This is a genomic window from Roseovarius sp. (genome assembly GCF_030373445.1).
Taxonomy (GTDB): Bacteria; Pseudomonadota; Alphaproteobacteria; order Rhodobacterales; family Rhodobacteraceae; genus Roseovarius.
The window spans coordinates 1-20115 of record NZ_JAUCYU010000016.1 but is presented as its reverse complement, the minus strand read 5'-3'; the positions used below and the strand labels follow the sequence as shown (position 1 = coordinate 20115).

Annotated in this window: 18 protein-coding genes and 1 pseudogene; 10 read left to right on the top strand and 9 right to left on the bottom strand. The window is 66.6% G+C overall.

Translation table 11 applies throughout. The features are described from left to right. Position 1 precedes the first annotated feature (1 nt). From QUV18_RS22330 to QUV18_RS22310, 5 genes are all read left to right on the top strand, one after another. Positions 2 to 1981 carry an ABC transporter permease subunit gene (locus QUV18_RS22330; protein ID WP_300896376.1) on the top strand — a complete coding sequence of 660 codons (1980 nt, stop codon included), beginning with the start codon at positions 2 to 4 and terminating at the stop codon, positions 1979 to 1981. Next, complete coding sequence (locus QUV18_RS22325) at positions 1981 to 2346, top strand: cupin domain-containing protein (RefSeq protein ID WP_300896375.1); 366 nt, start codon at positions 1981 to 1983, stop codon at positions 2344 to 2346. The genes QUV18_RS22330 and QUV18_RS22325 overlap by 1 nt, the downstream gene beginning before the upstream one ends. 14 nt (positions 2347 to 2360) lie before the next feature. Further along, positions 2361 to 4733 carry an aminomethyltransferase family protein gene (locus tag QUV18_RS22320; RefSeq protein WP_300896374.1) on the top strand — a complete coding sequence of 791 codons (2373 nt, stop codon included), beginning with the start codon at positions 2361 to 2363 and terminating at the stop codon, positions 4731 to 4733. Positions 4734 to 4818: 85 nt separating this feature from the next. Next, positions 4819 to 5283 carry a MarR family transcriptional regulator gene (locus QUV18_RS22315; RefSeq protein WP_300896373.1) on the top strand — a complete coding sequence of 155 codons (465 nt, stop codon included), beginning with the start codon at positions 4819 to 4821 and terminating at the stop codon, positions 5281 to 5283. A gap of 5 nt (positions 5284 to 5288) precedes the next feature. Continuing rightward, the gene (locus tag QUV18_RS22310) at positions 5289 to 5657 is read left to right on the top strand and encodes an antibiotic biosynthesis monooxygenase family protein (RefSeq protein WP_300896372.1); all 369 of its coding nucleotides are present in this window, start codon (positions 5289 to 5291) and stop codon (positions 5655 to 5657) included. A 5-nt stretch (positions 5658 to 5662) separates the two neighbouring features. Here the strand turns inward: QUV18_RS22310 and QUV18_RS22305 are convergent, their stop codons facing one another. The 6 genes from QUV18_RS22305 to QUV18_RS22280 all read right to left on the bottom strand — a co-directional run bounded on the left by QUV18_RS22305 (position 5663) and on the right by QUV18_RS22280 (position 11884). Continuing rightward, on the bottom strand, positions 5663 to 6397 hold the full coding sequence (locus QUV18_RS22305; RefSeq protein ID WP_300896371.1) for an SDR family oxidoreductase: 735 nt from the start codon (positions 6395 to 6397) through the stop codon (positions 5663 to 5665). After that, positions 6394 to 7926 (bottom strand): AAA family ATPase, encoded by a 1533-nt coding sequence (locus QUV18_RS22300; RefSeq protein WP_300896370.1) that lies wholly within the window; start codon positions 7924 to 7926, stop codon positions 6394 to 6396. Before QUV18_RS22300 ends, QUV18_RS22305 begins: the two co-directional genes overlap by 4 nt. A gap of 70 nt (positions 7927 to 7996) precedes the next feature. Then, positions 7997 to 8725 (bottom strand): autoinducer binding domain-containing protein, encoded by a 729-nt coding sequence (locus tag QUV18_RS22295; protein WP_300896369.1) that lies wholly within the window; start codon positions 8723 to 8725, stop codon positions 7997 to 7999. Then, complete coding sequence (locus tag QUV18_RS22290; protein ID WP_300896368.1) at positions 8664 to 8873, bottom strand: hypothetical protein; 210 nt, start codon at positions 8871 to 8873, stop codon at positions 8664 to 8666. Before QUV18_RS22290 ends, QUV18_RS22295 begins: the two co-directional genes overlap by 62 nt. 211 nt (positions 8874 to 9084) lie before the next feature. Continuing rightward, a complete protein-coding gene (gene ccrA, locus QUV18_RS22285; RefSeq protein ID WP_300896367.1) occupies positions 9085 to 10371 on the bottom strand; it encodes a crotonyl-CoA carboxylase/reductase in 1287 nt (428 codons plus the stop codon). 142 nt (positions 10372 to 10513) lie between these two features. Continuing rightward, positions 10514 to 11884, bottom strand: coding sequence for a 1-acyl-sn-glycerol-3-phosphate acyltransferase (locus QUV18_RS22280; RefSeq protein WP_300896366.1), 1371 nt, complete (start codon positions 11882 to 11884; stop codon positions 10514 to 10516). A 44-nt stretch (positions 11885 to 11928) separates the two neighbouring features. Between QUV18_RS22280 and QUV18_RS22275 the strand changes: the two genes are divergently transcribed. Together QUV18_RS22275 and QUV18_RS22270 are read left to right on the top strand one after the other, a co-directional pair. After that, positions 11929 to 12570 (top strand): GNAT family N-acetyltransferase, encoded by a 642-nt coding sequence (locus QUV18_RS22275; RefSeq protein WP_300896365.1) that lies wholly within the window; start codon positions 11929 to 11931, stop codon positions 12568 to 12570. Between the two features lie 73 nt (positions 12571 to 12643). After that, complete coding sequence (locus QUV18_RS22270) at positions 12644 to 14635, top strand: protein meaA (RefSeq protein ID WP_300896364.1); 1992 nt, start codon at positions 12644 to 12646, stop codon at positions 14633 to 14635. A gap of 19 nt (positions 14636 to 14654) precedes the next feature. On the opposite strand, the gene QUV18_RS22265 is transcribed toward QUV18_RS22270, so the two are convergent. Continuing rightward, positions 14655 to 15179 carry a DUF4168 domain-containing protein gene (locus QUV18_RS22265; protein ID WP_300896363.1) on the bottom strand — a complete coding sequence of 175 codons (525 nt, stop codon included), beginning with the start codon at positions 15177 to 15179 and terminating at the stop codon, positions 14655 to 14657. Between the two features lie 178 nt (positions 15180 to 15357). Between QUV18_RS22265 and QUV18_RS22260 the strand changes: the two genes are divergently transcribed. The 3 genes from QUV18_RS22260 to QUV18_RS22250 all read left to right on the top strand — a co-directional run bounded on the left by QUV18_RS22260 (position 15358) and on the right by QUV18_RS22250 (position 17888). Further along, positions 15358 to 15807, top strand: coding sequence for a GNAT family N-acetyltransferase (locus QUV18_RS22260; protein WP_300896362.1), 450 nt, complete (start codon positions 15358 to 15360; stop codon positions 15805 to 15807). A 10-nt stretch (positions 15808 to 15817) separates the two neighbouring features. Continuing rightward, entirely contained in the window at positions 15818 to 16525 is a 708-nt protein-coding gene (gene deoD, locus QUV18_RS22255) for a purine-nucleoside phosphorylase (RefSeq protein WP_300896361.1), read from the top strand. A gap of 121 nt (positions 16526 to 16646) precedes the next feature. Further along, the gene (locus QUV18_RS22250) at positions 16647 to 17888 is read left to right on the top strand and encodes an FAD-binding oxidoreductase (protein WP_300896360.1); all 1242 of its coding nucleotides are present in this window, start codon (positions 16647 to 16649) and stop codon (positions 17886 to 17888) included. An 11-nt stretch (positions 17889 to 17899) separates the two neighbouring features. On the opposite strand, the gene QUV18_RS22245 is transcribed toward QUV18_RS22250, so the two are convergent. Then, positions 17900 to 19534, bottom strand: coding sequence for a peptidoglycan-binding domain-containing protein (locus QUV18_RS22245; protein ID WP_300896359.1), 1635 nt, complete (start codon positions 19532 to 19534; stop codon positions 17900 to 17902). Positions 19535 to 19558: 24 nt separating this feature from the next. Continuing rightward, positions 19559 to 20115 (bottom strand): annotated as a pseudogene (locus QUV18_RS22240) (phenylacetate--CoA ligase family protein); the annotation flags it as partial.

Below are 20115 nucleotides of genomic sequence, written 5' to 3'. Positions count from 1 at the left end.
GATGGCCGACCTCGCCGTCAGCACACCCGCCCGCGACACCGCCGCCACGCAGGACAGGGTTCTCCAGGTCCTGCTTGGCGCCGCCCTCGTGCTGTGCCTCGCCAAGCCGGTGCTGCCCGACTTCCTGGTCCGCCTGCCCGAGGCGTGGATTCCGCCGCTGGCCCAGTGGCTCGACTATTTCTTCAACGTCATCGTCATCGACACGCTGCATATCAACCAGCTCACCCGCTGGTTCGCCGAAGGCCCGCTGGAGTTCCTGCTGGGCGCCACGGCCAACCTGCTCGAGGGGAAATACCGCTGGCCCTACCTCGACGACCCGCTGCCGTGGTCGTCGATCGCCGCCGTGGCGGCGGTGATCGGCTATTACCTCGGCGGCTGGAAGATGTCGCTTCTCGCGGGCGGCACCTTTGTCTGGACTGCCGTGATGGGACAGTGGGAAATCACCATGGAAACCCTCTCGGTGCTGGCCGTCGCCGCGCCGCTGGGCTTCGCGATCGGCCTTGTCACCGGCATCGCCGCGTGGAAGTGGAAGTCGTTCGACAACGCGATCAAGCCGCTGCTGGCGGTGATGCAGACCCTGCCGTTCTACACCTACCTTTTGCCCGCGGTGATCTTCTTCAAGGTGGGGCCGACGGCGGGCGCCATCGCCACCACGATCTATGCCACCCCGCCGATGATCCTGATGACCACCATCGGCCTGAAGAAAGTGCCGCCCGAGATCGTCGAGGCCGGCAAGATGGCCGGCAGCACCCGCTGGCAGATGCTGACGCGTGTCTTCATCCCCTCGGCCCGGACCGAGATCCTCGTGGGCGTGAACCAGGTGATCATGCTCTGCCTCGCCATGGTGGTTCTCACCGCCTTCATCGGCATGCCCGGCCTTGGCGGCAAGTTGTTGGCGATGATGAACAGCTTCAAGCTGGGCCGCTCCTTCGAGATCGGCATCACCATCGTGCTGGTCGCCATCATGCTCGACCAGTTGTCGAAAGCCTGGGTCGTCAAGCTGCCTGAACATCACGAGCGGGGCACGCCATGGTACATCCGGCACAAGTACATCCTGCTGGCCGTGGTGGTTTTCGTGGGTTTCTTCGGGCTTGCGCAGGTGGTCGAGTATTTCGACGAGGTCGGCCGCCGCCAGTCGCTCTCGGTCGGGCGCGAAATGGACAAGGTCATCAAGTGGGTCCTCGATATCGACCTGATCCAGGCGATCACCGGGGGCATCCGCTACGTGCTCAACGTCTGGGTGCTCATCCCCTTCCGCAACGCGCTTCTGTGGATCCCGACCTCGGCCTTCATCCTGCTGATGGTGGCCTTTGCCTGGGGCGTGGGCGGCAAGCGGCCGGCGATCTATGCCGCCGTCTTCTTCACCATCATCGCCTTCACCGGCTGGTGGGACCGGTCGGTCATAACGCTTTACTCGGTCATCTCGGCGGTGATCCTGTCGATGTTCATCGGCATCCCGCTGGGCATCTTCGCCGCACGCTCGGCCAAGTGGTCGCGGCGGATGCTGATCATCTGCGACACCGCCCAGACCTTTCCCAGCTTCATCTACCTGCTGCCCGCCATCATGCTGTTCGGCGTCTCGGACGTGACGGTGGTGCTGTCGATCGTGATCTTCACCACCGTGCCGCTGACCCGCTATACCATCGAGGGCCTCCGCGGCGTGCCGCCGGAAATGACCGAGGCCGCCGACATGTCCGGCGCGACGAAACGCCAGAAGCTGCTCAGCGTGCAACTGCCGCTGGCGATGCCGACGATGGCGGTGGGCTTCAACCAGGCGATCATGTTCGCCTTCTTCATGGTGATCATCGCCGCCTTCATCGGCACGCAGGATTTGGGGCAAGAGCTTCAGCGCACGCTGGCGGGCACCGACCTCGGCAAGAACTTCGTCCTCGGGATCAACGTCTCGCTGATGGCGTTGACTTTTGACATGGCGCTCACCCGCTGGGCCGCGAAACGCAAGGAAGCATTGGGACTGGGCTGATGGGAACACTCGCAGATCACCGCAACGTCATCAATTTCGAGCGCACCGGTTTCGTCAAGATGCCGATGCCCGGCTTGCCGGACGAGGATGTCTGGTGGAAGAACATCTCCTATGACGAGGCCGCGGGGCAGGGCAGCTACCTGATGATCATGGCGCCCGGCACCCGCTGCAACCCGCACCGCCACAACGGGCCGGAGGAGTTCTACGTGGTGGAGGGCGATCTTGAAGATTGCGACGGCCACATGTACCGGGCAGGCGATTTCGTCTCGCTCTCGGGCGGGTCGGCACATTTCTCGGTCTCGCATTCGGGCTGTCGGCTGGTGGTCACCCATCGCGGCACGATCGACGATCTGGATCAGGACTAACTGGAGGAGACCTGATGACCGTAACCCCGGTGTTCGAAACCCCGTACGAGCGGGCGGGCGTCATCACGCCCGGCCTGCCGATATTGCCCCACGGCACGGAACGCCACCCGGTGCCCGGCGGCGGCTCTCGCGCCGTGCCGGTCTACAAGGGCGACGAGATTTCCGTGCTCGACCGCGAGGGGCTTCAGAAGGGCGAGTTGGTGTTCTTCAAGCCTGACGGTGTGTCAGACGCCGCGATGCTGGGCGCCACCAGCCACGGCCGCCCCGATGGCGTGATCTCGGTGCTGGCCAATGGCTCGCGCTCTGGTGCGAAGGTGGCAAAGGCGCTCGACAAGGCGGGCTTCGACCTCGGCAAGGGGCAGGCGATCCGCGTCTTTTCCGACGGCTCGAACCCCGGCGACATGGCGACCTTCCATGCCGAGTGCGACGGGCTGCTGATCGTGGCGTCGCCCGGCGGCCCGATGGCGCCGGAGACGCAGAACCCGCCGACCGAGCTGATCCTCTATATCCGCCGCGCCAACCCCGGCGAGGGCAAGGGCGGCATGGCCCCGCCCGACCCGCTGGCCGACCCGATCCACGATATCAACATCCAGCCGGGCAACGCCAAAAGCTACGAGGTGAAGAAGGGCGAGTACATCCAGGTACTCGACGTGCAGGGCCGCGAGTGCTCGGATTTCCAGGCCTTCGCCCTGCGCGACCTCGACAAGGGGCTCGAGCGGGAAATCGACCCGACCACCACCCGCACGCTGATGGGCCTCGTCTACCCCACCCCCGGCATCTTCTCGAAATACTGGAATGTCGATCAGCAGCCGCTGGTCGAGATCGTTCAGGATACCTGCGGCCGGCACGACACGTTCGGCTTGGCCTGCACGGCGCGGTATTACGAGGAGCTGGGCTATCCCGGCCACGTCAACTGTTCCGACAACATCAACAAGGACCTCGCGCAATACAATGTCCGCCCGCGCGCCGGCTGGCCCGCGATCAACTTCTTCTTCAACACCATGCTCGACGAGACCAACGCCATCGGCATGGACGACCCGTGGTCGCGCCCCGGCGACTACGTGCTGCTGAAGGCGCTGACCGACCTCGTCTGCGTCTCGACGGCCTGCCCCTGCGACGTGGACCAGGCCAACGGGTGGAACCCCACCGACATCCAGGTGCGCACCTACGGCGCATCGGAAACCTTCAGCCGCTCCGTCGGCTACCGGAAATCTGCGGAGTCAGAATTGGAACAGACCAAGGAAACCGGCTTTCACGCCTGCTTTGCCCGCCACACGCGCGATTTCGTCGAATATAACGGCTACTGGCTGCCCAACAGCTTCACCAACCACGGGCCGGTCGCCGAATACTGGGCCTGCCGCGAGAAGGCGGCGATCATGGACCTCTCGCCGCTGCGCAAGTACGAGGTCACGGGGCCCGACGCCGAGAAGCTGATGCAGTATTGCGTGACCCGCAACGTCAAGAAGCTGGCGGTGGGGCAACTGGTCTATACCGCCATCTGCTACGACCACGGCGGGATGATCGACGACGGCACCCTGTTCCGGCTGGGCGAGTACAATTTCCGCTGGGTCGGCGGCAACGACACCTCCGGCCTGTGGCTGCGCGAGCAGGCGCAGAAGCTGGGGCTGAACGCCTGGGTGCGCAGTTCGACGGACCAGTTGCACAACGTCGCGGTACAGGGGCCGAAGTCGCGCGATATCCTGAAGGACATCCTCTGGACCGCGCCCGACAAGCCGACGGTGGAGGAGTTGGGCATGTTCCGCTTCACCCCGGCGCGGCTGCATGATTTCGACGGCACGTCGATCGTGCTGGGCCGCGCCGGTTATTCCGGTGAGCTGGGCTACGAGATATTCTGCCACCCGAAGGATGCGGAGGAGGTGTTCGACACGATCTGGAAGGCGGGCGAGCCGCATGGGCTGACGCCCCTCGGCCTTGCCGCGCTCGACATGGTGCGGATCGAGGCGGGGCTGATCTTTGCCGGGTCCGAGTTCGACGACCAGACCGACCCGTTCGAGGCCGGGATCGGCTTCACCGTGCCGCTCAAGTCGAAGAACGACGATTTCATCGGCCGCGCCGCGCTGGAGGAACGCAAGGCCCACCCGCAGCGCAAGATGGTGGGCCTCGAAGTCGAGGCGGGGCTGGTGCCGTCGCCCGGCGACTGCCTTCGCATCGGCAAGGCGCAGGTGGGCGAGGTCACGAGCGCCCTCAAGTCGCCCATTCTCGGCAAGAACATCGCGCTGGCGCGGGTCGACGTGACCCATGCCGAGCACGGCACCGAGATCGAGGTGGGCCAGCTCGACGGCCAGCAGAAGCGGCTGAAAGCGAAAGTCGTGCCCTACCCGCATTTCGACCCGACCAAGGAGCGGGTGAAGGGGAACTACGCGTGAGCTGATAGGGGCCGGCGCTCTCGGGAGGGCCGGCCTTTCTTTCCGCCTAATTGACAACATATTGTCAATATGGTTGTGTGTTGACATGAATCAGTCACACACAGATGCCGGCGCCCGCCTGACCGACCTGATCCTCCAGGTGTTCGAACTGAACGGCGCCCTGCTCGAGGCCGGCAACACGCTGGTGCGCGATATCGGCCTCACCTCGGCCCGCTGGCAGGTGCTTGGCGCCGTGGCGATGACCGGCACGCCGCTCTCCGTCGCCCAGATCGCCCGCCGCATGGGCCTCTCGCGGCAGGCGGTGCAGCGTGTCATCAACGACCTGTACAACGCCGGTTTGGTCGATTTCGCCGACAACCCGGACCACAAACGCGCCGTGCTGGTCGTGCTGACCGAAACCGGGCAGGCCGCTTACCAACAGGCCGAGGCGCGGCAGATCGACTGGTCCAACCGCCTGTCCGAAGGGCTGGCGCCGGATCAGCTGACCCGGCTCACGGCCCTGCTTTCCGACATCACCCACCGCTGCAAATCCACCAGCCCCACGGAGTAACCGCCATGGCGAAACTCGCCCCGCTCGACGGCATCACCCGCCTTCCCGACCAGCTCGACAGCGACGCGGCGCCGGTCGTCCTCGTCAATCTCTTCACCGCGGACCCGCGCGACGAGGAGGCCCTCATCGCCGCATGGTCGCACGACGCCGAGTTCATGAAGCGCCAGCCCGGCTATATCTCGACCCAGCTGCACCGCGCCGTCGGCCCCGCCGCGACCTTCCTGAACTACGCCGTCTGGGAAAGCGTCGCCCATTTCCGCGCGGCCTTCGAAAACCCGGAATTCCAGGGCCGCATCGCCCGCTACCCCGACAGCGTCACCGTTCACCCGCAGCTTTTCCACAAGCTCGCCGTGCCCGGCCATTGCGTCGCCTGACGCCCTCAGCCGCGGCCGATATAGGGCATCTTCGTTGCCATCACCGTCATGAACTGCACGTTCGCCTCGGGCGGCATCTCGGCCATGTGCAGCACCGAGCGGGCGGCCTCGCCCACCTCCATCATCGGCATCAGCACCACGTTCGGGTCGGCTTCCAGCGCGCGGGCGTTCAGCTCCTCCACCAGCTCCGACCGGGCATTGCCGATATCGATCTGCCCGCAGGCGATGTCGAACGCCCGCCCATCCAGCGACAGGCTTCGCGTCAGCCCGGTGATCGCGTGTTTCGACAGCGTGTAGCAGACCGAACCGGGCCGCGGGTTATGCGCCGAGAGCGAGCCGTTGTTGATGATCCGCCCGCCTTGCGGGCTTTGCCGCCGCATATGGCCGAAGGCCAGCCGGGCGGCGATGAACATGCCGCGGATATTGACGTTCATCACCTGCTCGAACCCGTCGAGCGGGATCTCGTCTATCGGCCCCGCCGGCCCGAACATCCCGGCATTGTTGAACAGCACGTCGAGCCGCCCGGCCTGTTGCACGAAACGGTCGAACGCCGCCTCCATCCCCGCCGCATCCGTCACGTCGACGGGCAGGGGGATGGCGTTCGGATACTGCCCGGCCATCTCCTCCAGCCGGTCGGCGCGCCTTGCGATCAGCCCGACCTGCCAGCCTGCCTCGAGGAACACCTCCGCCGTCGCCCGGCCGATGCCCGAGCTTGCGCCGGTGATCACGATCGTCTTCATGTCTCCGTCTCTCCCTCCAGTGTCAGCGGCACCGGCGCGGTGCGCAGGTCATCCACCCGAAGCGGCCCGGTGGGCTTCGAGAGCCGGTTGCGCACCACCCAGTGCAGCCGCTCCTCGGCCCGCGTGATGGCGACATAGGCCAGCCGTTTCCACAAGGGTTGCCCGGCCTCGCTCCGCCCCATGCGGGCGGCGGCGTAGATATCCGGCGCGAACACCTGCACATCGGGCCATTGCGACCCTTGCGCCTTGTGGATCGTCACCGCCGCACCGTGCAGGAAAGTGGCGCCGAGATTGGCGGCGAAGGGGATGAAGGGCTCCTCCTCGTCCGGCTTCTCGACCTTGATGATCGACGCGGCGCTGAGCTGCGGGTCCTCGGCGCCGATCACGTGAAGCCGCGAGAAGCCGGGCTTGCGGCCGGGGCCGAGATAGATCACCTGCGCCCCCTTGATAAGGCCGCGCGCCTCGAGATCCAACCGCTTCTTGCGGTGCTTGAGCGGCAGTTCGATCCCGTCGCAGATGAGCGGTTCGCCTTCCAGCAGCTCCGTCTCCGGTGCGCCATGCACCGCGCGGAAGGCGTTGATCAGCCGGATGCGCGTGGCGTTGCGCCAGACCAGTACGGGCGAGCGCGCCATCAGGTCGACCTCGACCCGCTGCGCCCAGCTTACCCGCTCGTCGCGCTGCGCCTTCTCCTGCACCAGCCGCTCGAAATCCTCGAAGCCGACCTCCGGATCGCCCAGCGCATGGGCCAGGTCGAGGATCGGGTTGTCGGCATCCTGCCGGTGGATGCGGTGCAGCTCAAGCTTGGCGGGCGCGGCGAGCGTGTCGAACACCATGCCGCCGCCCTCGCCCTTCACAGGGGGCAACTGCGCCGGGTCGCCGAACAGCAGCAGCGTCGGGAAGATCTCCTGCAAATCCTCGAACTGCTTGGTATCGAGCATCGAGGCCTCGTCGACGAAGCCGATATCCAGCGGCTCCTCCCGCCGTTTCCAGCCGGTGATGAAATCCGAGCCCCGCAGCCCCGCCGCCGCCAATGCGCCGGGAATCGACTTGTTGGTCTGGAAGAAGGCATGCGCCCGGTCGAGCGCCTGTTCGGTCAGCCCCTCGATCTCGGGCTTGTCGCCGTTGCCGGCCAACCATTCGGCGATCTTCTCGTATTCCGGGTCATAGACGGGGGTGTAGAGGATGCGGTGAATGGTCGTCGCGGGCACGCCGCGCATCCGCAGGACGCTCGCCGCCTTGTTGGTCGGCGCGAGAATGGCCAGCGTCCGCCGGTCACGCCGGCGCCGGCCCTCGTAATCGCCCGAGACCACCTCGACGCCCGCCTCCTCCAGCGCGTGGTAGAGCGCGGCCAGCAACAGCGTCTTGCCCGAGCCGGCCTTGCCGATCACGGCCATCACGTTCTGCTTGCCCTCGCGTGGTGGGGTCAGCAGCCCCTCTTCGAGGTCCACGCCCGCGCCCTGCAGCATGGCGGTGATGCGGTCATGGGCCTCGGCCTGGTCTTCGGAATATGTGAGTGCGGTCGCGGTCATGGCGCGACCCTAACGGCGCGCCCGAAGCCATGCCAGCGAAAGCGACAGTCCGAACGCCGCCCCGCCCCCCTCACACGAAGATCAGCCCCCGGCTGAGCGCCCGGGCCACGGCATGCACGGTGTTGATCGCCCCAAGCTTGAAGCGTGCACTTTCGATATAGACCCGCAGCGTGTGTTCCGAGATCGCCAGCGTCTCGGCCACCTGTGCCCGGCCGTATCCCAGCGCCAGCAGCGTCAGCGCATCCACCTCCCGCGGGCTGAGCGCCAGGGTCTTGCCCGCCGCGGCGCGCTCGGGCTCGAATTCCAGCGCCTTGCGGTTGAAATCATGCGCAATCAGGATCAGTTCGCGGCAATGCGCCTGGGTGAAGGCGCGCCATGCCTCGTCGTCGCAGTCGTGGTTGGCGGTGAACAGCGCGAACTGCCCGTTCGGCCCCCTGAGCGGGACCGAGAAGCCCTGATTGCCGACGCCGTGCTTGCGCGCCTCGGCGAAGAAGGCGCGCACCGCCTTGCCGGACCAGTCGAGCCGCTTCCAGTCGACCGGGTGAAAGCGCTGGTAACAGCCCAGCACCACCGGGTCGATGCGCAGGTAATCCCGCTCGAGGTAGCGGCGGAGCCATTCGGGCGGGTAGGTGCCCACCGAGAACGTGGCGCCATCGGCGCTCAGCCAGTGATAGGCGAGGTGATCGACGCGGAAGTGATCGCGCAGCGCGACGATGGCCTCCTGAAGCTCGCCCGGGTCAGACGCTTTCTCCAAGCAGGTCAGCAGCCGTTCCATCCTTGCCGGCGGTGCCACGTTCATGACCGGGCAATCCTTCCGCAGTCGATGCAATCTCGACCGCCGCCAGCAGGCATGTTTCGTCAATCTGCTCCGCCAGGGCCGGAAGGCCGTTCTGGTGGGCGAAAGTCCTGAGGTCGGCGAGTACGTCGAGTATCCATTCGGTTTCCATGCCGAACCTCCACGATGAGCCTTAAAGAACGATTAACCAAACCCTAGCACGGTCAGGGCTTTCACCATACTCACCGCTTCGCCCTCCCCCGAAATAGCGGGGTGCCCCTCTCCAAGCCGTTGATTCCGCCCAACCGGCGCCCCCGAAACGCACGACGCCCGCGAACCGGGAAGCCGATTCGCGGGCGTCTGCCTTTGCGGAAAGGGGCCGCTTACTTGCCCGCTTCCAGCACGTCCTCGACGGTGCGCAGCCCGGTCTTGGGCGCCTGCACCAGCACGGCCATGTTGCCCGGCTTGTGCTCGTTGCGCTTCATCTTCATGTGCGCGTGCGGGATCTCGGCCCACGGGAACACTTCCGACATGCACGGGTCGAGCCGCCGCTCGATCATCAGGCGGTTGGCGGCCGCGGCCTGTTTCAGGTGGGCGAAGTGGCTGCCCTGCAGGCGCTTCTGGTGCATCCACATGTAGCGCACGTCGAACGTGGTGTTGAAGCCGCTGGTCCCGGCACAGATCACCACCATGCCGCCCTTCTTCACCACCAGCGTCGACACCGGGAAGGTCGCCTCGCCAGGGTGTTCGAAGACCATGTCCACGTTCACGCCCTTGCCGGTGATGTCCCAGATCGCCTTGCCGAACTTGCGCGCCTCTTTCAGCCAGGCGCCGTATTCCGGGCTGTTGACGATGGGCAATTGCCCCCAGCAGTCGAAATCCTTGCGGTTGATGACGCCCTTGGCGCCCATCGACATCACGAATTCGCGCTTGTCCTCGTCGGAGATCACGCCGATGGCGTTCGCGCCCGCCGTATTGGCAAGCTGGATCGCGTAGGACCCCAGGCCCCCCGACGCGCCCCAGACCAGCACGTTCTGCCCGGGCTTCAGCTCATGCGGGTGATGGCCGAACAGCATCCGGTAGGCGGTGGCCAGCGTCAGCGTGTAACAGGCGCTTTCCTCCCATGTCAGGTGCTTGGGCCGCGGCATGAGCTGCTGCGCCTGCACCTTGGTGAACTGCGCGAAAGAGCCGTCACCGGTCTCGTAGCCCCAGATCCGCTGGGTCGGCGAGAGCATCGGGTCGCCGCCGTTGCAATCCTCGTCGTCGCCATCGTCCTGGTTGCAGTGGATCACGACCTCGTCGCCCACTTTCCAGTTCTTCACCTTGTCACCGACTTTCCAGACGATGCCAGAGGCGTCGGACCCGGCGATGTGGTAATCTTGGCCGTGCACGTCGAACGGGCTGATCGGCTGGCCAAGGCCCGCCCAGACGCCGTTGTAGTTGACGCCCGCGGCCATCACCAGCACCAGCACTTCGTGGCTGTCGATCTCCCAGGTGTCGACCACCTCGACCTGGAACGACTTGTCGGGCTCGCCATGACGCTCGCGCCGAATGGCCCAGGCGTACATCTGCTTGGGCACGTATCCCAGCGGCGGCATTTCCCCCACCTCGTAAAGGTCCTTCTCGGGCGCGTCGTAGGGCGCGATGCCGGTCTCGGTGTCCAGGGCCATCCTCAGCCTCCTTGAGTCAAGAATTTGCCGCAATGCAGAATCACGGCCTTCGAGGGTGGAATATAATCCTCCGCGCAACAATGCAATGCCTCGAACGCAAATTCGGTAACTTTATAACCTCGCAGTTGCAGAAAGTTGCGCGTCAGTCGCTGCGCCCGCAAAGTAGATGCGCGATCGAGTTCGCGTAATAGGCGACGATCGGCCGGTCTTCCTCGGTCACCGTAATCCCCGCCTCGGTCTCCACCAGCATGCCGCGCTTGCGCAGGTTGCGCAGGCCCACCTCCACGGCATAGGCCGCATCGTCGCGCGGCAGGTGCACATGCGCCTGCGGCAGTTGCACGGCCATCTCGCCCAGTTGCCGCTCCAGCTCGGCCCGGCTCACCGGCCCCTCCGCCTGCGTCAGCACATGCGCCACCGCGGGCACCGGCAGCACCGGCACTTCCTCGCCGATCCGGGTCATCAGGCGGCGGCCGAGATCCTCGATCGTGGCGCCCGGCGTCTCGGCCTCGAACGCCTCCAGCGACAGCGGCGCGCCGAAACTGGCCGAGGCATAGCCGTGCCGGTGATACCGCCCCGTCAGCCGCAGCCAGAACTGCCTGACGATGAACTTCGCCACCACGCTGATCCGCGCCCGGAACCGCCGGTCGCCCCTCTGCCCGGCGGCCACCAGCACCCGGTCCTCGAACACCCGGTCGTAATTCACCGCCACCGGCACGAAGACCACGTCGCGCCCGCCGCTCTCGTGCCCTTCCACGATGTATTTCAGCAACCCCAGCCGCGGCGGCGCCAGCGCCCCGTCAAGCGACAGGCCCCCTTCGGGAAAGATCGCCTGCGTCACGCCGCCCGCCGTCGCCATACCGACATAGCGCGCCAGCACCCGGCGATAGAGCTCGTTGCGCGGCCGGCGTCGGATGAAATACGCCCCCATCGCCTTGATCAGCCGGCTCAGCGGCCAGACCCTTGCCCATTCCCCAACCGCGTAGGTCAGCGCCGTCCGCTCGGCCGCCAGCCACGTGACCAGCACGTAATCCATGTTCGAGCGGTGATTCATCACGAAGACCACCGTCGCCTCGCGGTCGACATGGCGGAACTCCTCCTCGTCGTAATGCCCCAGCCGCACACGGTAGAGCGACTGGCTCAACCACCGCGCGGCCTTGATGGCAAAGCCGAAATAGGCGGTCGCGGAAAAGCTCGGCACGATCTCGCGCGCATAGCGTTTGGCCTGCTCGAAGGCGACGTTCTCGGGAATCCCCTGTTCGGCGGCATGATCGGCAATCGCGCGGGCGACCTCGGGGTCATAGATCAGCCGCTGGATCATGTCATAGCGCCGGGCCAGCTTGAACGGCTCGATCGGCCGCGCCAGCCGCTCGTTCAGCCGTGCCACCACCCGCTCCATCCGCCGGCGGAAGAACCACCGCACCGACGGAAAGAGGAAATGCGAGGCGAAGGTGACCGCGGCGAACAGCACGATCAGGACAAACAGCCAGAGGGGCAGTTCGACGGTCGAAGTCATGCCTGATCCTTGCACTTCACTTGCCGACAAGCTTTATCAGGGCCATGGCCGATGGACCAGACACCGTGACACCGATCCTGACACCCGGTTTCGACCGGGCCGAGCGCCCCCATGCCGCCCGTCTCTTCTGGCAGGCCTTCAGCGGCAAGCTGGGCCCGGTGCTGGCGCCCGAGGACAAGGCGCTCCGTTTCCTCTCCGCCGCCCTTCACCCCGATTTCGCCATTTCCGCCCGCGACCGCGACGGGCGGCTCCTGGGGCTGGCGGGGCTCAAGACGGCGCGGGGCGGGCTGGTCGGCGGCGGCTGGCGCGACCTCGCCCGGGTCTACGGCTGGCCCGGCGCGCTGTGGCGGGGCGGGGCGCTGTCGTTTCTCGAGCGCCGCGTCGCCCCGGATACCCTGTTGATGGATGGCATCTTCGTCGATGAACAGGCCCGCAGCCGCGGCGTCGGCTCGGCGCTTCTGGGGGCGGTCAAGGCGCGGGCGGCGGCAGACGGGCTCTCCTCCATCCGCCTCGACGTGATCGACAGCAACCCGCGCGCCCGCGCGCTTTACGAACGGCACGGCTTCGTCGCCGGGGATGTCACCCATATCGGCCCCCTGCACCATCTCTTCGGCTTCCGCAGCAGCACGGAAATGCGGTGCAGCATCCCGGCGCCGAAGCCGGATTGCCGCAACGCAGCGAATTGACACGCTCATAATCTTCCAGCTATCTAGGGCCCGACGTAACAAAATTGCGCAATCCGATTCACGAGGCCGCCCCATGTCGCAGACGCAGCAAGACGCCAAGACCGCCCCGGAGAAAGACCGCCCCTGGCTAATCCGCACCTATGCCGGTCACTCCACGGCCGAAGCCTCGAACGCGCTCTACCGCTCGAACCTCGCCCGCGGGCAGACGGGGCTTTCCGTGGCCTTCGACCTGCCCACCCAGACGGGATACGACAGCGATCACGTGCTCGCCCGCGGCGAGGTCGGCAAGGTCGGCGTGCCGATCTGCCACCTCGGCGACATGCGCACGCTCTTCGACCAGATCCCGCTCGAGGAGATGAACACCTCGATGACGATCAACGCCACCGCGCCGTGGCTCCTGTCGCTCTACATCGCCGTGGCCGAGGAGCAGGGGGCGGATGTCTCGAAGCTGACCGGCACGGTGCAGAACGACCTGATCAAGGAATACCTCTCGCGCGGGACATATATCTGCCCGCCCAAGCCCTCGCTGAAGATGATCGGCGACGTGGCCGAGTATTGCTACAAGGCCGTCCCCAAGTGGAACCCGATGAACGTCTGCTCCTACCACCTGCAGGAGGCCGGCGCGACGCCGGAGCAGGAGTTGGCCTATGCTTTGGGCACCGCCATCGCCGTTTTGGACGAGTTGAAACCTCGTGTCCCGGCGGAAGACTTCCCCGTGCTCGCCGGCCGCATTTCCTTCTTCGTCAACGCCGGCATCCGCTTCGTCACCGAGATGTGCAAGATGCGCGCCTTCGTCGACCTCTGGGACGAGATCCTCGAAACCCGCTACGGCGTCGACAACCCGAAATTCCGCCGCTTCCGTTATGGCGTGCAGGTCAACTCCCTCGGCTTGACCGAGCAGCAGCCGGAAAACAACGTCTATCGCATCCTGATCGAGATGCTGGCGGTGACGCTGTCCAAGAAAGCCCGCGCCCGCGCCGTACAGCTTCCGGCGTGGAACGAGGCCCTCGGCCTGCCTCGCCCGTGGGATCAGCAATGGTCGATGCGGATGCAGCAAATCCTCGCCTACGAGACCGACCTGCTGGAATTCGACGACCTCTTCGATCACAACCCGGCGGTCGATGCCAAGGTCGAGGCGCTCAAGGACGGCGCCCGCCACGAGCTCGCCAATCTCGACAGCATGGGCGGCGCGATCAATTCCATCGAGTACATGAAATCCCGCCTCGTCGACAGCAACGCCGACCGCCTCAATAGGATCGAGCGGAACGAGACCGTCGTCGTCGGCGTCAACAAGTGGACCGAGGGCGAACCCTCGCCCCTGCAATCGGAAGACGGCGGCATTCTCGTGGTCGACCCGGGCGTCGAGGCCGACCAGATCAAAAGCCTCAACCAGTGGCGGGAGCAGCGTGACGAGGACGCGGTGAAAGCCGCACTGTCCGCCCTGCGCGAAGCCGCGGCGATGGGCCAGAACGTGATGCCCGCCTCGATCAACGCGGCCAAGGCGGGCGTTACCACCGGCGAATGGGCCGAGCAGATGCGCGCCGTCTACGGCGAATACCGTGGCCCCACCGGCGTTTCCGGCAGCCCGTCGAACAAGACCGAAGGGCTCGACGACCTGCGCACCGCCGTCGACGCGGTGTCGGACCGGCTTGGCCGGCGGCTCTCCTTCCTCGTCGGCAAGCCCGGTCTCGACGGCCATTCCAACGGCGCCGAGCAGATCGCCTATCGTGCCCGCGACTGCGGGATGGCCATCAACTACGAGGGCATCCGCCTGACGCCCGAGGAAATCGTCACCGCCGCACAGGAACAGCAGGCCCACGTTGTGGGCCTCTCGATCCTGTCGGGTTCGCATATTCCGCTGGTGGAAGACCTGATGACCCGAATGAAAGAGGCGGGGCTGGGCGACATTCCCGTCATCGTCGGCGGCATCATCCCCGAGGAAGATGCCAGGCGCCTTCGGGAAATGGGCGTCGCGCGGGTCTACACGCCCAAGGATTTCGAGCTCAACACCATCATGATGGATATCGTGACCCTCGCCGACCCGCAGGCGGTGGCGGCGGAGTAACCCGCCGCCGGCCCGGGTCTTACTGGGTGACCGTCTCGCCCTCGCTCGAACCGTCTTCGCTCGAGTTGGGCTGCTGCAGCGGCTTGCGCTTTTGCTGCTGCTTCTCGCGCAGTTCCACGATCCGGGTATTGATCTTCTCGCCCAGCTCCTGGTTGCCCTGCGCGGCGCGGCCGATGGCAAGGTACTCGCCCGGCGTGATGCCCTTGGTCTTGGTCACGGCGGCCTTGGCGGCCTCGTCCGCCTCGGCGGCCAGCGCCTGCCGCTCGTCGTCGGTCTCGGCGGCCTGGATCTGGGGCAGGTATTCCGCCCGGATACGCTCCAGCGCGATCATCGCGTTGACGAAGCTGGCGATCTGCCCTTGCGTGACGTCCTCGGCGGCGATCTCCGGCACCTCCGGCACGGCCGCGTCGGTGGCCTGATCGGTGGCCTGGCTCTGCGCCTGGTCCTGCGTCTCCTCCTGCGACTGATCCTGCGCCAGCGCCGGCCCGCTCAGGCCGATGCTCGCCGCGGCGATCACCATCGTCAGCGTCGATCCGAATTTCATGGGTGTCTCCCTTTTCTGCCTCGCGGGTCAGGGCCTCTCCCCGCACCGCTTCGTGGCACATGGCGATGATACCCCATATTCGCAAACCCCTCGGCGAAAAAATGCCTCTCGCCGGGCCTATCGGGCCTGTCGAACATGGTCTAGAACCGGGAGAAACCCCTTTCGCGAAGGCACGCCCATGACCCAGACCGTCACCATCCGCCCGCTCGAACCCGCAGACAAGCCGCACTGGGCACCGCTCTGGAAAGCCTATCTAGAATTCTACGAAACCGCCGTCGCGCAGGAGGTCTACGACACCACCTTCGACCGGCTCTGCTCGCCCGACCACCCCGATCAGAACGGGCTGCTGGCCCTGGTCGACGGCACGCCCGCGGGCATCGTCCACTACATCTACCATCCCCATAACTGGCGGATCGAGAAGGTCTGCTACCTGCAGGACCTCTACGCCGACCCGTCCGTGCGCGGCACCGGCGTCGGCCGCAAGCTGATCGAGGCGGTCTATGCCGAAGCCGATGCCGCCGGCCGCCCCGCCGTCTACTGGATGACGCAGGATTTCAACACCACCGCCCGCCAGCTCTACGACCGGATCGGCGTGCTGACCCCCTTCATCAAGTACAACCGCTCTTAAGGGGCCGGGGATGAGCATCCATATCGGCGCCTCCGCGGGCGATATCGCCGAATGCGTCCTGATGCCGGGCGACCCGCTGCGGGCGAAATGGGCGGCGGAAACCTTCCTGTCGGACGTGCGACAGGTCAACGCCACCCGCGGCATGCTGGGCTTCACCGGTACATGGCAGGGCCATCCCGTCACCGTCCAGGGCTCCGGCATGGGCATGCCCAGCCTGTCGATCTACGCCAACGAGCTGATCCGCGACTACGGCGCCAGGCGCCTGATCCGCATCGGTTCCTGCGGGGCGATGCAGGCGCATGTGCAGCTCAACGACGTGATCGTCGCGATGACCGCCAGCAGCACCACCACGCCTTCCTCGACCCTGCTGCGCGAGGTCAACTTCGCCCCTTCCGCCGATTACACCCTCCTGCGCGCCGCCGTCGACGCGGCCGGGGCCAAGGGCACCCGCACCCATGTCGGCAGCCTCTATTCCTCCGACACGTTCTATGACGAGCGCCCCGACCTGACCGAGCAGATGACCCGCCACGGCATCCTCGCGGTCGAGATGGAAGCGGCCGAGCTCTACACCGTCGCCGCCCGCCACGGGGCCGCCGCGCTGGCCGTCTGCACCGTCTCCGACCACCTCCAGACGGGCGAGGCGCTTTCGGCCGAGGCGCGCGAGCAAAGCTTCTCCGACATGGTCGAGATCGCCCTCGCTGCCGCCTTCCCGCGCTGACCCCGGCTTTCCCCTGTCCAAGAATACCCGAATCGCCATGGCTGCCACCGGCGCGCCGTTCGAGGCCCTTGCCCCCGTATGAACCTTGCGCTTATGTGCAAAAGCTTGCGGGAGACGGGACATGCCCAAACCACTCGACATCATCGTGATCGGCGCCGGGATCTGCGGCCTCAGCGCCGCGATCTGGCTGCGCCGCGCGGGGCACACCGTCACCCTGATCGACAAGGACCATCCCGGCGCCGGGGCCTCCTACGGAAATGCCGGGCTGCTGGCGCAATGGGCGATCGTGCCGATGAACACGCCCGATCTGCGCAAGAGTGCCTTCAAGTACCTTACCAGCTCCGACTCGCCCCTGTTCTTCCAGTGGAGCGCGTGGCCCGCCCTCGCGCCGTGGCTCTGGCAGTTCTTCCGCAACGCCACGCCCGAGCGCAACGTTCACATGAGCGGCGCGCTCGCCAATATCCTTACCGACAGCGTCGCCCAGCACCGCGCCCTGACGAAAGGCACGCAGGCCGAGGACTGGATCGCCGACAGCGCGCTGACCTACGCCTATGCCAGCCGCGCGGCCTTCGAGGCCGACGCCGCAAGCTGGGAGACCAAGCGCCGCGCCGGGTTCACGCCCGAGATCATCGAAGGCCCGGCCGTGCAGGAGGCCGAGCCGATCCTCGGGCCGGAAACCGGCCTTCTCGCGGTGCTCAAGGATCACGGCCACATCCTCAACCCCGGCGCCTACATGGAGGCGCTGGCCAAGGTGCTGGAGGACGAGGGCGGCACCTACCGCCAGGCCGAGGCACAGGATATCGAGCTCCAGGGCGGCAAGGTCACGGCCATCCTCACCAGTGCGGGCCGTCTGCCCTGCGACCGCGCGGTGCTGGCGGCCGGGATCTGGTCGAAACCGCTGATGCGCAAGCTGGGCCTGCGGGTGCCGCTGGTGGCCGAACGCGGCTACCACCTGCATTTCAAAGGCCCGTCGCAGATGCCGAAGAACCCGATGATGCTGACGCAGGGCAAGTTCGCGGCGAACCCGATGGCCTCGGGCCTGCGCTGCGCCGGGACGGTCGAGCTGGGCGATACCACGCGCGGCCCCTCCAGCGGCCCGCGCGACCTGATCGCGCGCAAGGTCAAACGCCTGTTTCCGGCGCTGGAATACGAGGGTGTCGAGGAATGGATGGGGTTCCGTCCCTCCACCCCCGACAGCCTGCCCTTGATCGGCGAGATCAATGGCAGCGGCGTCCATGCCGCTTTCGGGCATCAGCATGTCGGCCTTACCGCCGGGCCCAAGACAGGCCGCATCGTCGCCGCCCTGATCGACGGCCAGCCGCCCAATATCGACCTTGCGCCCTACGACGCCAACCGGTTCTGAGGGGCCGGGCGCTACCGCCCGGCCATCAGCTGCACCATCGTCGCCTGCGAGATGAACCCGGTCACCGGCAGGTTGCGCGAGCGCTGGAACTGCCGGATCGCCCGGCGCGTCTGGCGGGTGAAATTGCCATCCGCCGCGCCGGGGTTGGTGCCAAGGCTGCCCAGCCGCCGCTCGATCAGAACCCGCGCGATCAGGGTCGAGGTGAACTGCCGCTCCTGCGCCCGGGCCGCCTCGATCTCGGCGGCGTTCTCCTGCCGGTCGGTCAGCTCGTTCAGCCGCGCCCGCGCGGCGCTGGCGAAGGTGCTGTCGGGATAGGTGTTCAGGAAGGCGCTGTAACTTTCGGCGCTGTCGGCATTGCGCGCCGCGTCCCACGCCTCGCGTTCCTCGCGCTCCGCCTCCTCGCGTTTCACCGCCTCGATCTCGTCCAGCCGGGCCTGCGCCTCGTCGGCGAACAGCCCGTCGGGATAGCGGTCGAGATAGGCGCGCAAGCCCTCCTCGCCGCCCGCTTCGCCGGTGTCCTGCCAATAGGCCCGGTCGCGGCGCTCCTCTTGCTCGCGGCGCTGGCGGGCTTCCTCTTCCTGCCGCCGCGCCTCGGCCTGGGCCTGGTCGCGCAGCCGCAAAAGCTGGTTGCCGGTCAGGTAGCCGGTCTTGCCGAACCCGTTCTCGGCCTGCCAGTCGCCGATCGCGGCGCGGCTTCCGGGGCCGAAAATCCCGTCGATGCCCTTGGGATCGAACCCGATCAGGGCGAGGTTCCGCTGGATCTCGCGCCGGTCCTCCCGCGACAGGCCCAGCCCCTCCTCGATCGACTTCGCCTCGCGCTCGGGCTCGTCGGTGAGATAGGCGATCCGCTCCTCGGCCTCGGCCACGTACGTGCCCTCGGGGAACTCGCCCAGGTAGGTCCGGTAGGCCGATATCGTGTCGAAGGTCTGCACCGCCTGCCAGAACCCGGTCTCCACCGCCTCTTCCGAGGGCGGCATCGTGGCAGGGCCCATGAGCCCGGCATCGCTGGCCAGGTTGCCGTCCACCCGCACGCCATCGGGCGCGGTCTGCGCCAGCTCGGCGAACGACACGCCCTCCAGCAGAACCGAGCCTGCCAGCATGTCGGCCAGCGCGGGCGACGGGCCGGTGATATAGGTCAGCCCCTCCGCCTTCCGGAAGGCCCGCGGCCGCGGCCGAAGCCCCGGCGCCAGCCCATCGGGCGACATGCCCGGCGCCACCATGATGACGGTCGGCACCCCCTGCTGCTCGGCGATCGCGCTCAGCGCGTTGAGCGATATGCCCATCGCCCCGGCCATCACCCGCTTCATGCCCTGCGCGTTGTTCGACAGGATCCAGCTGTCCAGCCCGTCGGTGGCGAACGGGCCCATGGCCACGATCACCAGCCGGTCGACCTCGCCCTCGGCCAGCGCGGTTTCGACATTCACCGCGGCCAGCCGCATCGAGCGGATATCCCGGTCCGGCGGCTCGACCACCCGGAACCCGGCCTGGGTCAGCGCATCGCGGAAATCCCCGGCCCCCGCACCATCGTCATCGCGATAGGCGCTGGCCTGTCCCCGGTCACCAAGCAGAAGCGCAAGATCCTCGGCCTGCGCGGCAGACGCGGCAAGACATAGGGCCGTTACCAGCCCGGAACACAATCGAAACATGCGACGACACCTCCCTGTCGTGGCTCACTCGTAGCTGCGCTGATCCTCTATGACTTTGCCGTCGTTTGGAAGACTGCCCTTGGCGACAATCTCGATCCGCCCCTTCAGCTTGAGCGTATCGGCCACCGCCCCGGCATAGGTTTCCGGCTCTCCGCCATCGGCCTCGATCTGCACCGTCATGACGTCCATCTCGCCCTCGCGGCTGGCGATGACCCGGGCGCGGGAAATCCCGTCATGGCGCGACACCAGCGCCGCCACCTGCTCGGGGCGCACGAACATGCCCTTGATCTTGGTGGTCTGGTCGGCCCGGCCCATCCAGCCCTTGATCCGAATATTCGTGCGACCACAAGGGCTTGCACCCTCCATGATCGCCGAAAGATCACCCGTGGCAAAGCGGATCAGCGGATAGTCGGGGTTCAGCGTGGTCACCACCACCTCGCCGACTTCGCCGGGGGCCACGGGCGTGCCGGTGCCGGGCGTCACGATCTCGACGATCACGCCCTCGTCGACGATCATCCCGTCGGCGGCCTCGCTTTCATAGGCGATATTGCCCAGGTCGGCGGTGGCATAACATTGCAGAC

Coding starts and splice junctions, on each gene's coding strand:
- QUV18_RS22330 (WP_300896376.1), top strand. CDS start 2: ATGGCCGACCTCGCCGTCAGCACACCCGCCCGCGACACCGCCGCCACG.
- QUV18_RS22325 (WP_300896375.1), top strand. CDS start 1,981: ATGGGAACACTCGCAGATCACCGCAACGTCATCAATTTCGAGCGCACC.
- QUV18_RS22320 (WP_300896374.1), top strand. CDS start 2,361: ATGACCGTAACCCCGGTGTTCGAAACCCCGTACGAGCGGGCGGGCGTC.
- QUV18_RS22315 (WP_300896373.1), top strand. CDS start 4,819: ATGAATCAGTCACACACAGATGCCGGCGCCCGCCTGACCGACCTGATC.
- QUV18_RS22310 (WP_300896372.1), top strand. CDS start 5,289: ATGGCGAAACTCGCCCCGCTCGACGGCATCACCCGCCTTCCCGACCAG.
- QUV18_RS22305 (WP_300896371.1), bottom strand. CDS start 6,397: ATGAAGACGATCGTGATCACCGGCGCAAGCTCGGGCATCGGCCGGGCG.
- QUV18_RS22300 (WP_300896370.1), bottom strand. CDS start 7,926: ATGACCGCGACCGCACTCACATATTCCGAAGACCAGGCCGAGGCCCAT.
- QUV18_RS22295 (WP_300896369.1), bottom strand. CDS start 8,725: ATGAACGTGGCACCGCCGGCAAGGATGGAACGGCTGCTGACCTGCTTG.
- QUV18_RS22290 (WP_300896368.1), bottom strand. CDS start 8,873: ATGGAAACCGAATGGATACTCGACGTACTCGCCGACCTCAGGACTTTC.
- ccrA (WP_300896367.1), bottom strand. CDS start 10,371: ATGGCCCTGGACACCGAGACCGGCATCGCGCCCTACGACGCGCCCGAG.
- QUV18_RS22280 (WP_300896366.1), bottom strand. CDS start 11,884: ATGACTTCGACCGTCGAACTGCCCCTCTGGCTGTTTGTCCTGATCGTG.
- QUV18_RS22275 (WP_300896365.1), top strand. CDS start 11,929: ATGGCCGATGGACCAGACACCGTGACACCGATCCTGACACCCGGTTTC.
- QUV18_RS22270 (WP_300896364.1), top strand. CDS start 12,644: ATGTCGCAGACGCAGCAAGACGCCAAGACCGCCCCGGAGAAAGACCGC.
- QUV18_RS22265 (WP_300896363.1), bottom strand. CDS start 15,179: ATGAAATTCGGATCGACGCTGACGATGGTGATCGCCGCGGCGAGCATC.
- QUV18_RS22260 (WP_300896362.1), top strand. CDS start 15,358: ATGACCCAGACCGTCACCATCCGCCCGCTCGAACCCGCAGACAAGCCG.
- deoD (WP_300896361.1), top strand. CDS start 15,818: ATGAGCATCCATATCGGCGCCTCCGCGGGCGATATCGCCGAATGCGTC.
- QUV18_RS22250 (WP_300896360.1), top strand. CDS start 16,647: ATGCCCAAACCACTCGACATCATCGTGATCGGCGCCGGGATCTGCGGC.
- QUV18_RS22245 (WP_300896359.1), bottom strand. CDS start 19,534: ATGTTTCGATTGTGTTCCGGGCTGGTAACGGCCCTATGTCTTGCCGCG.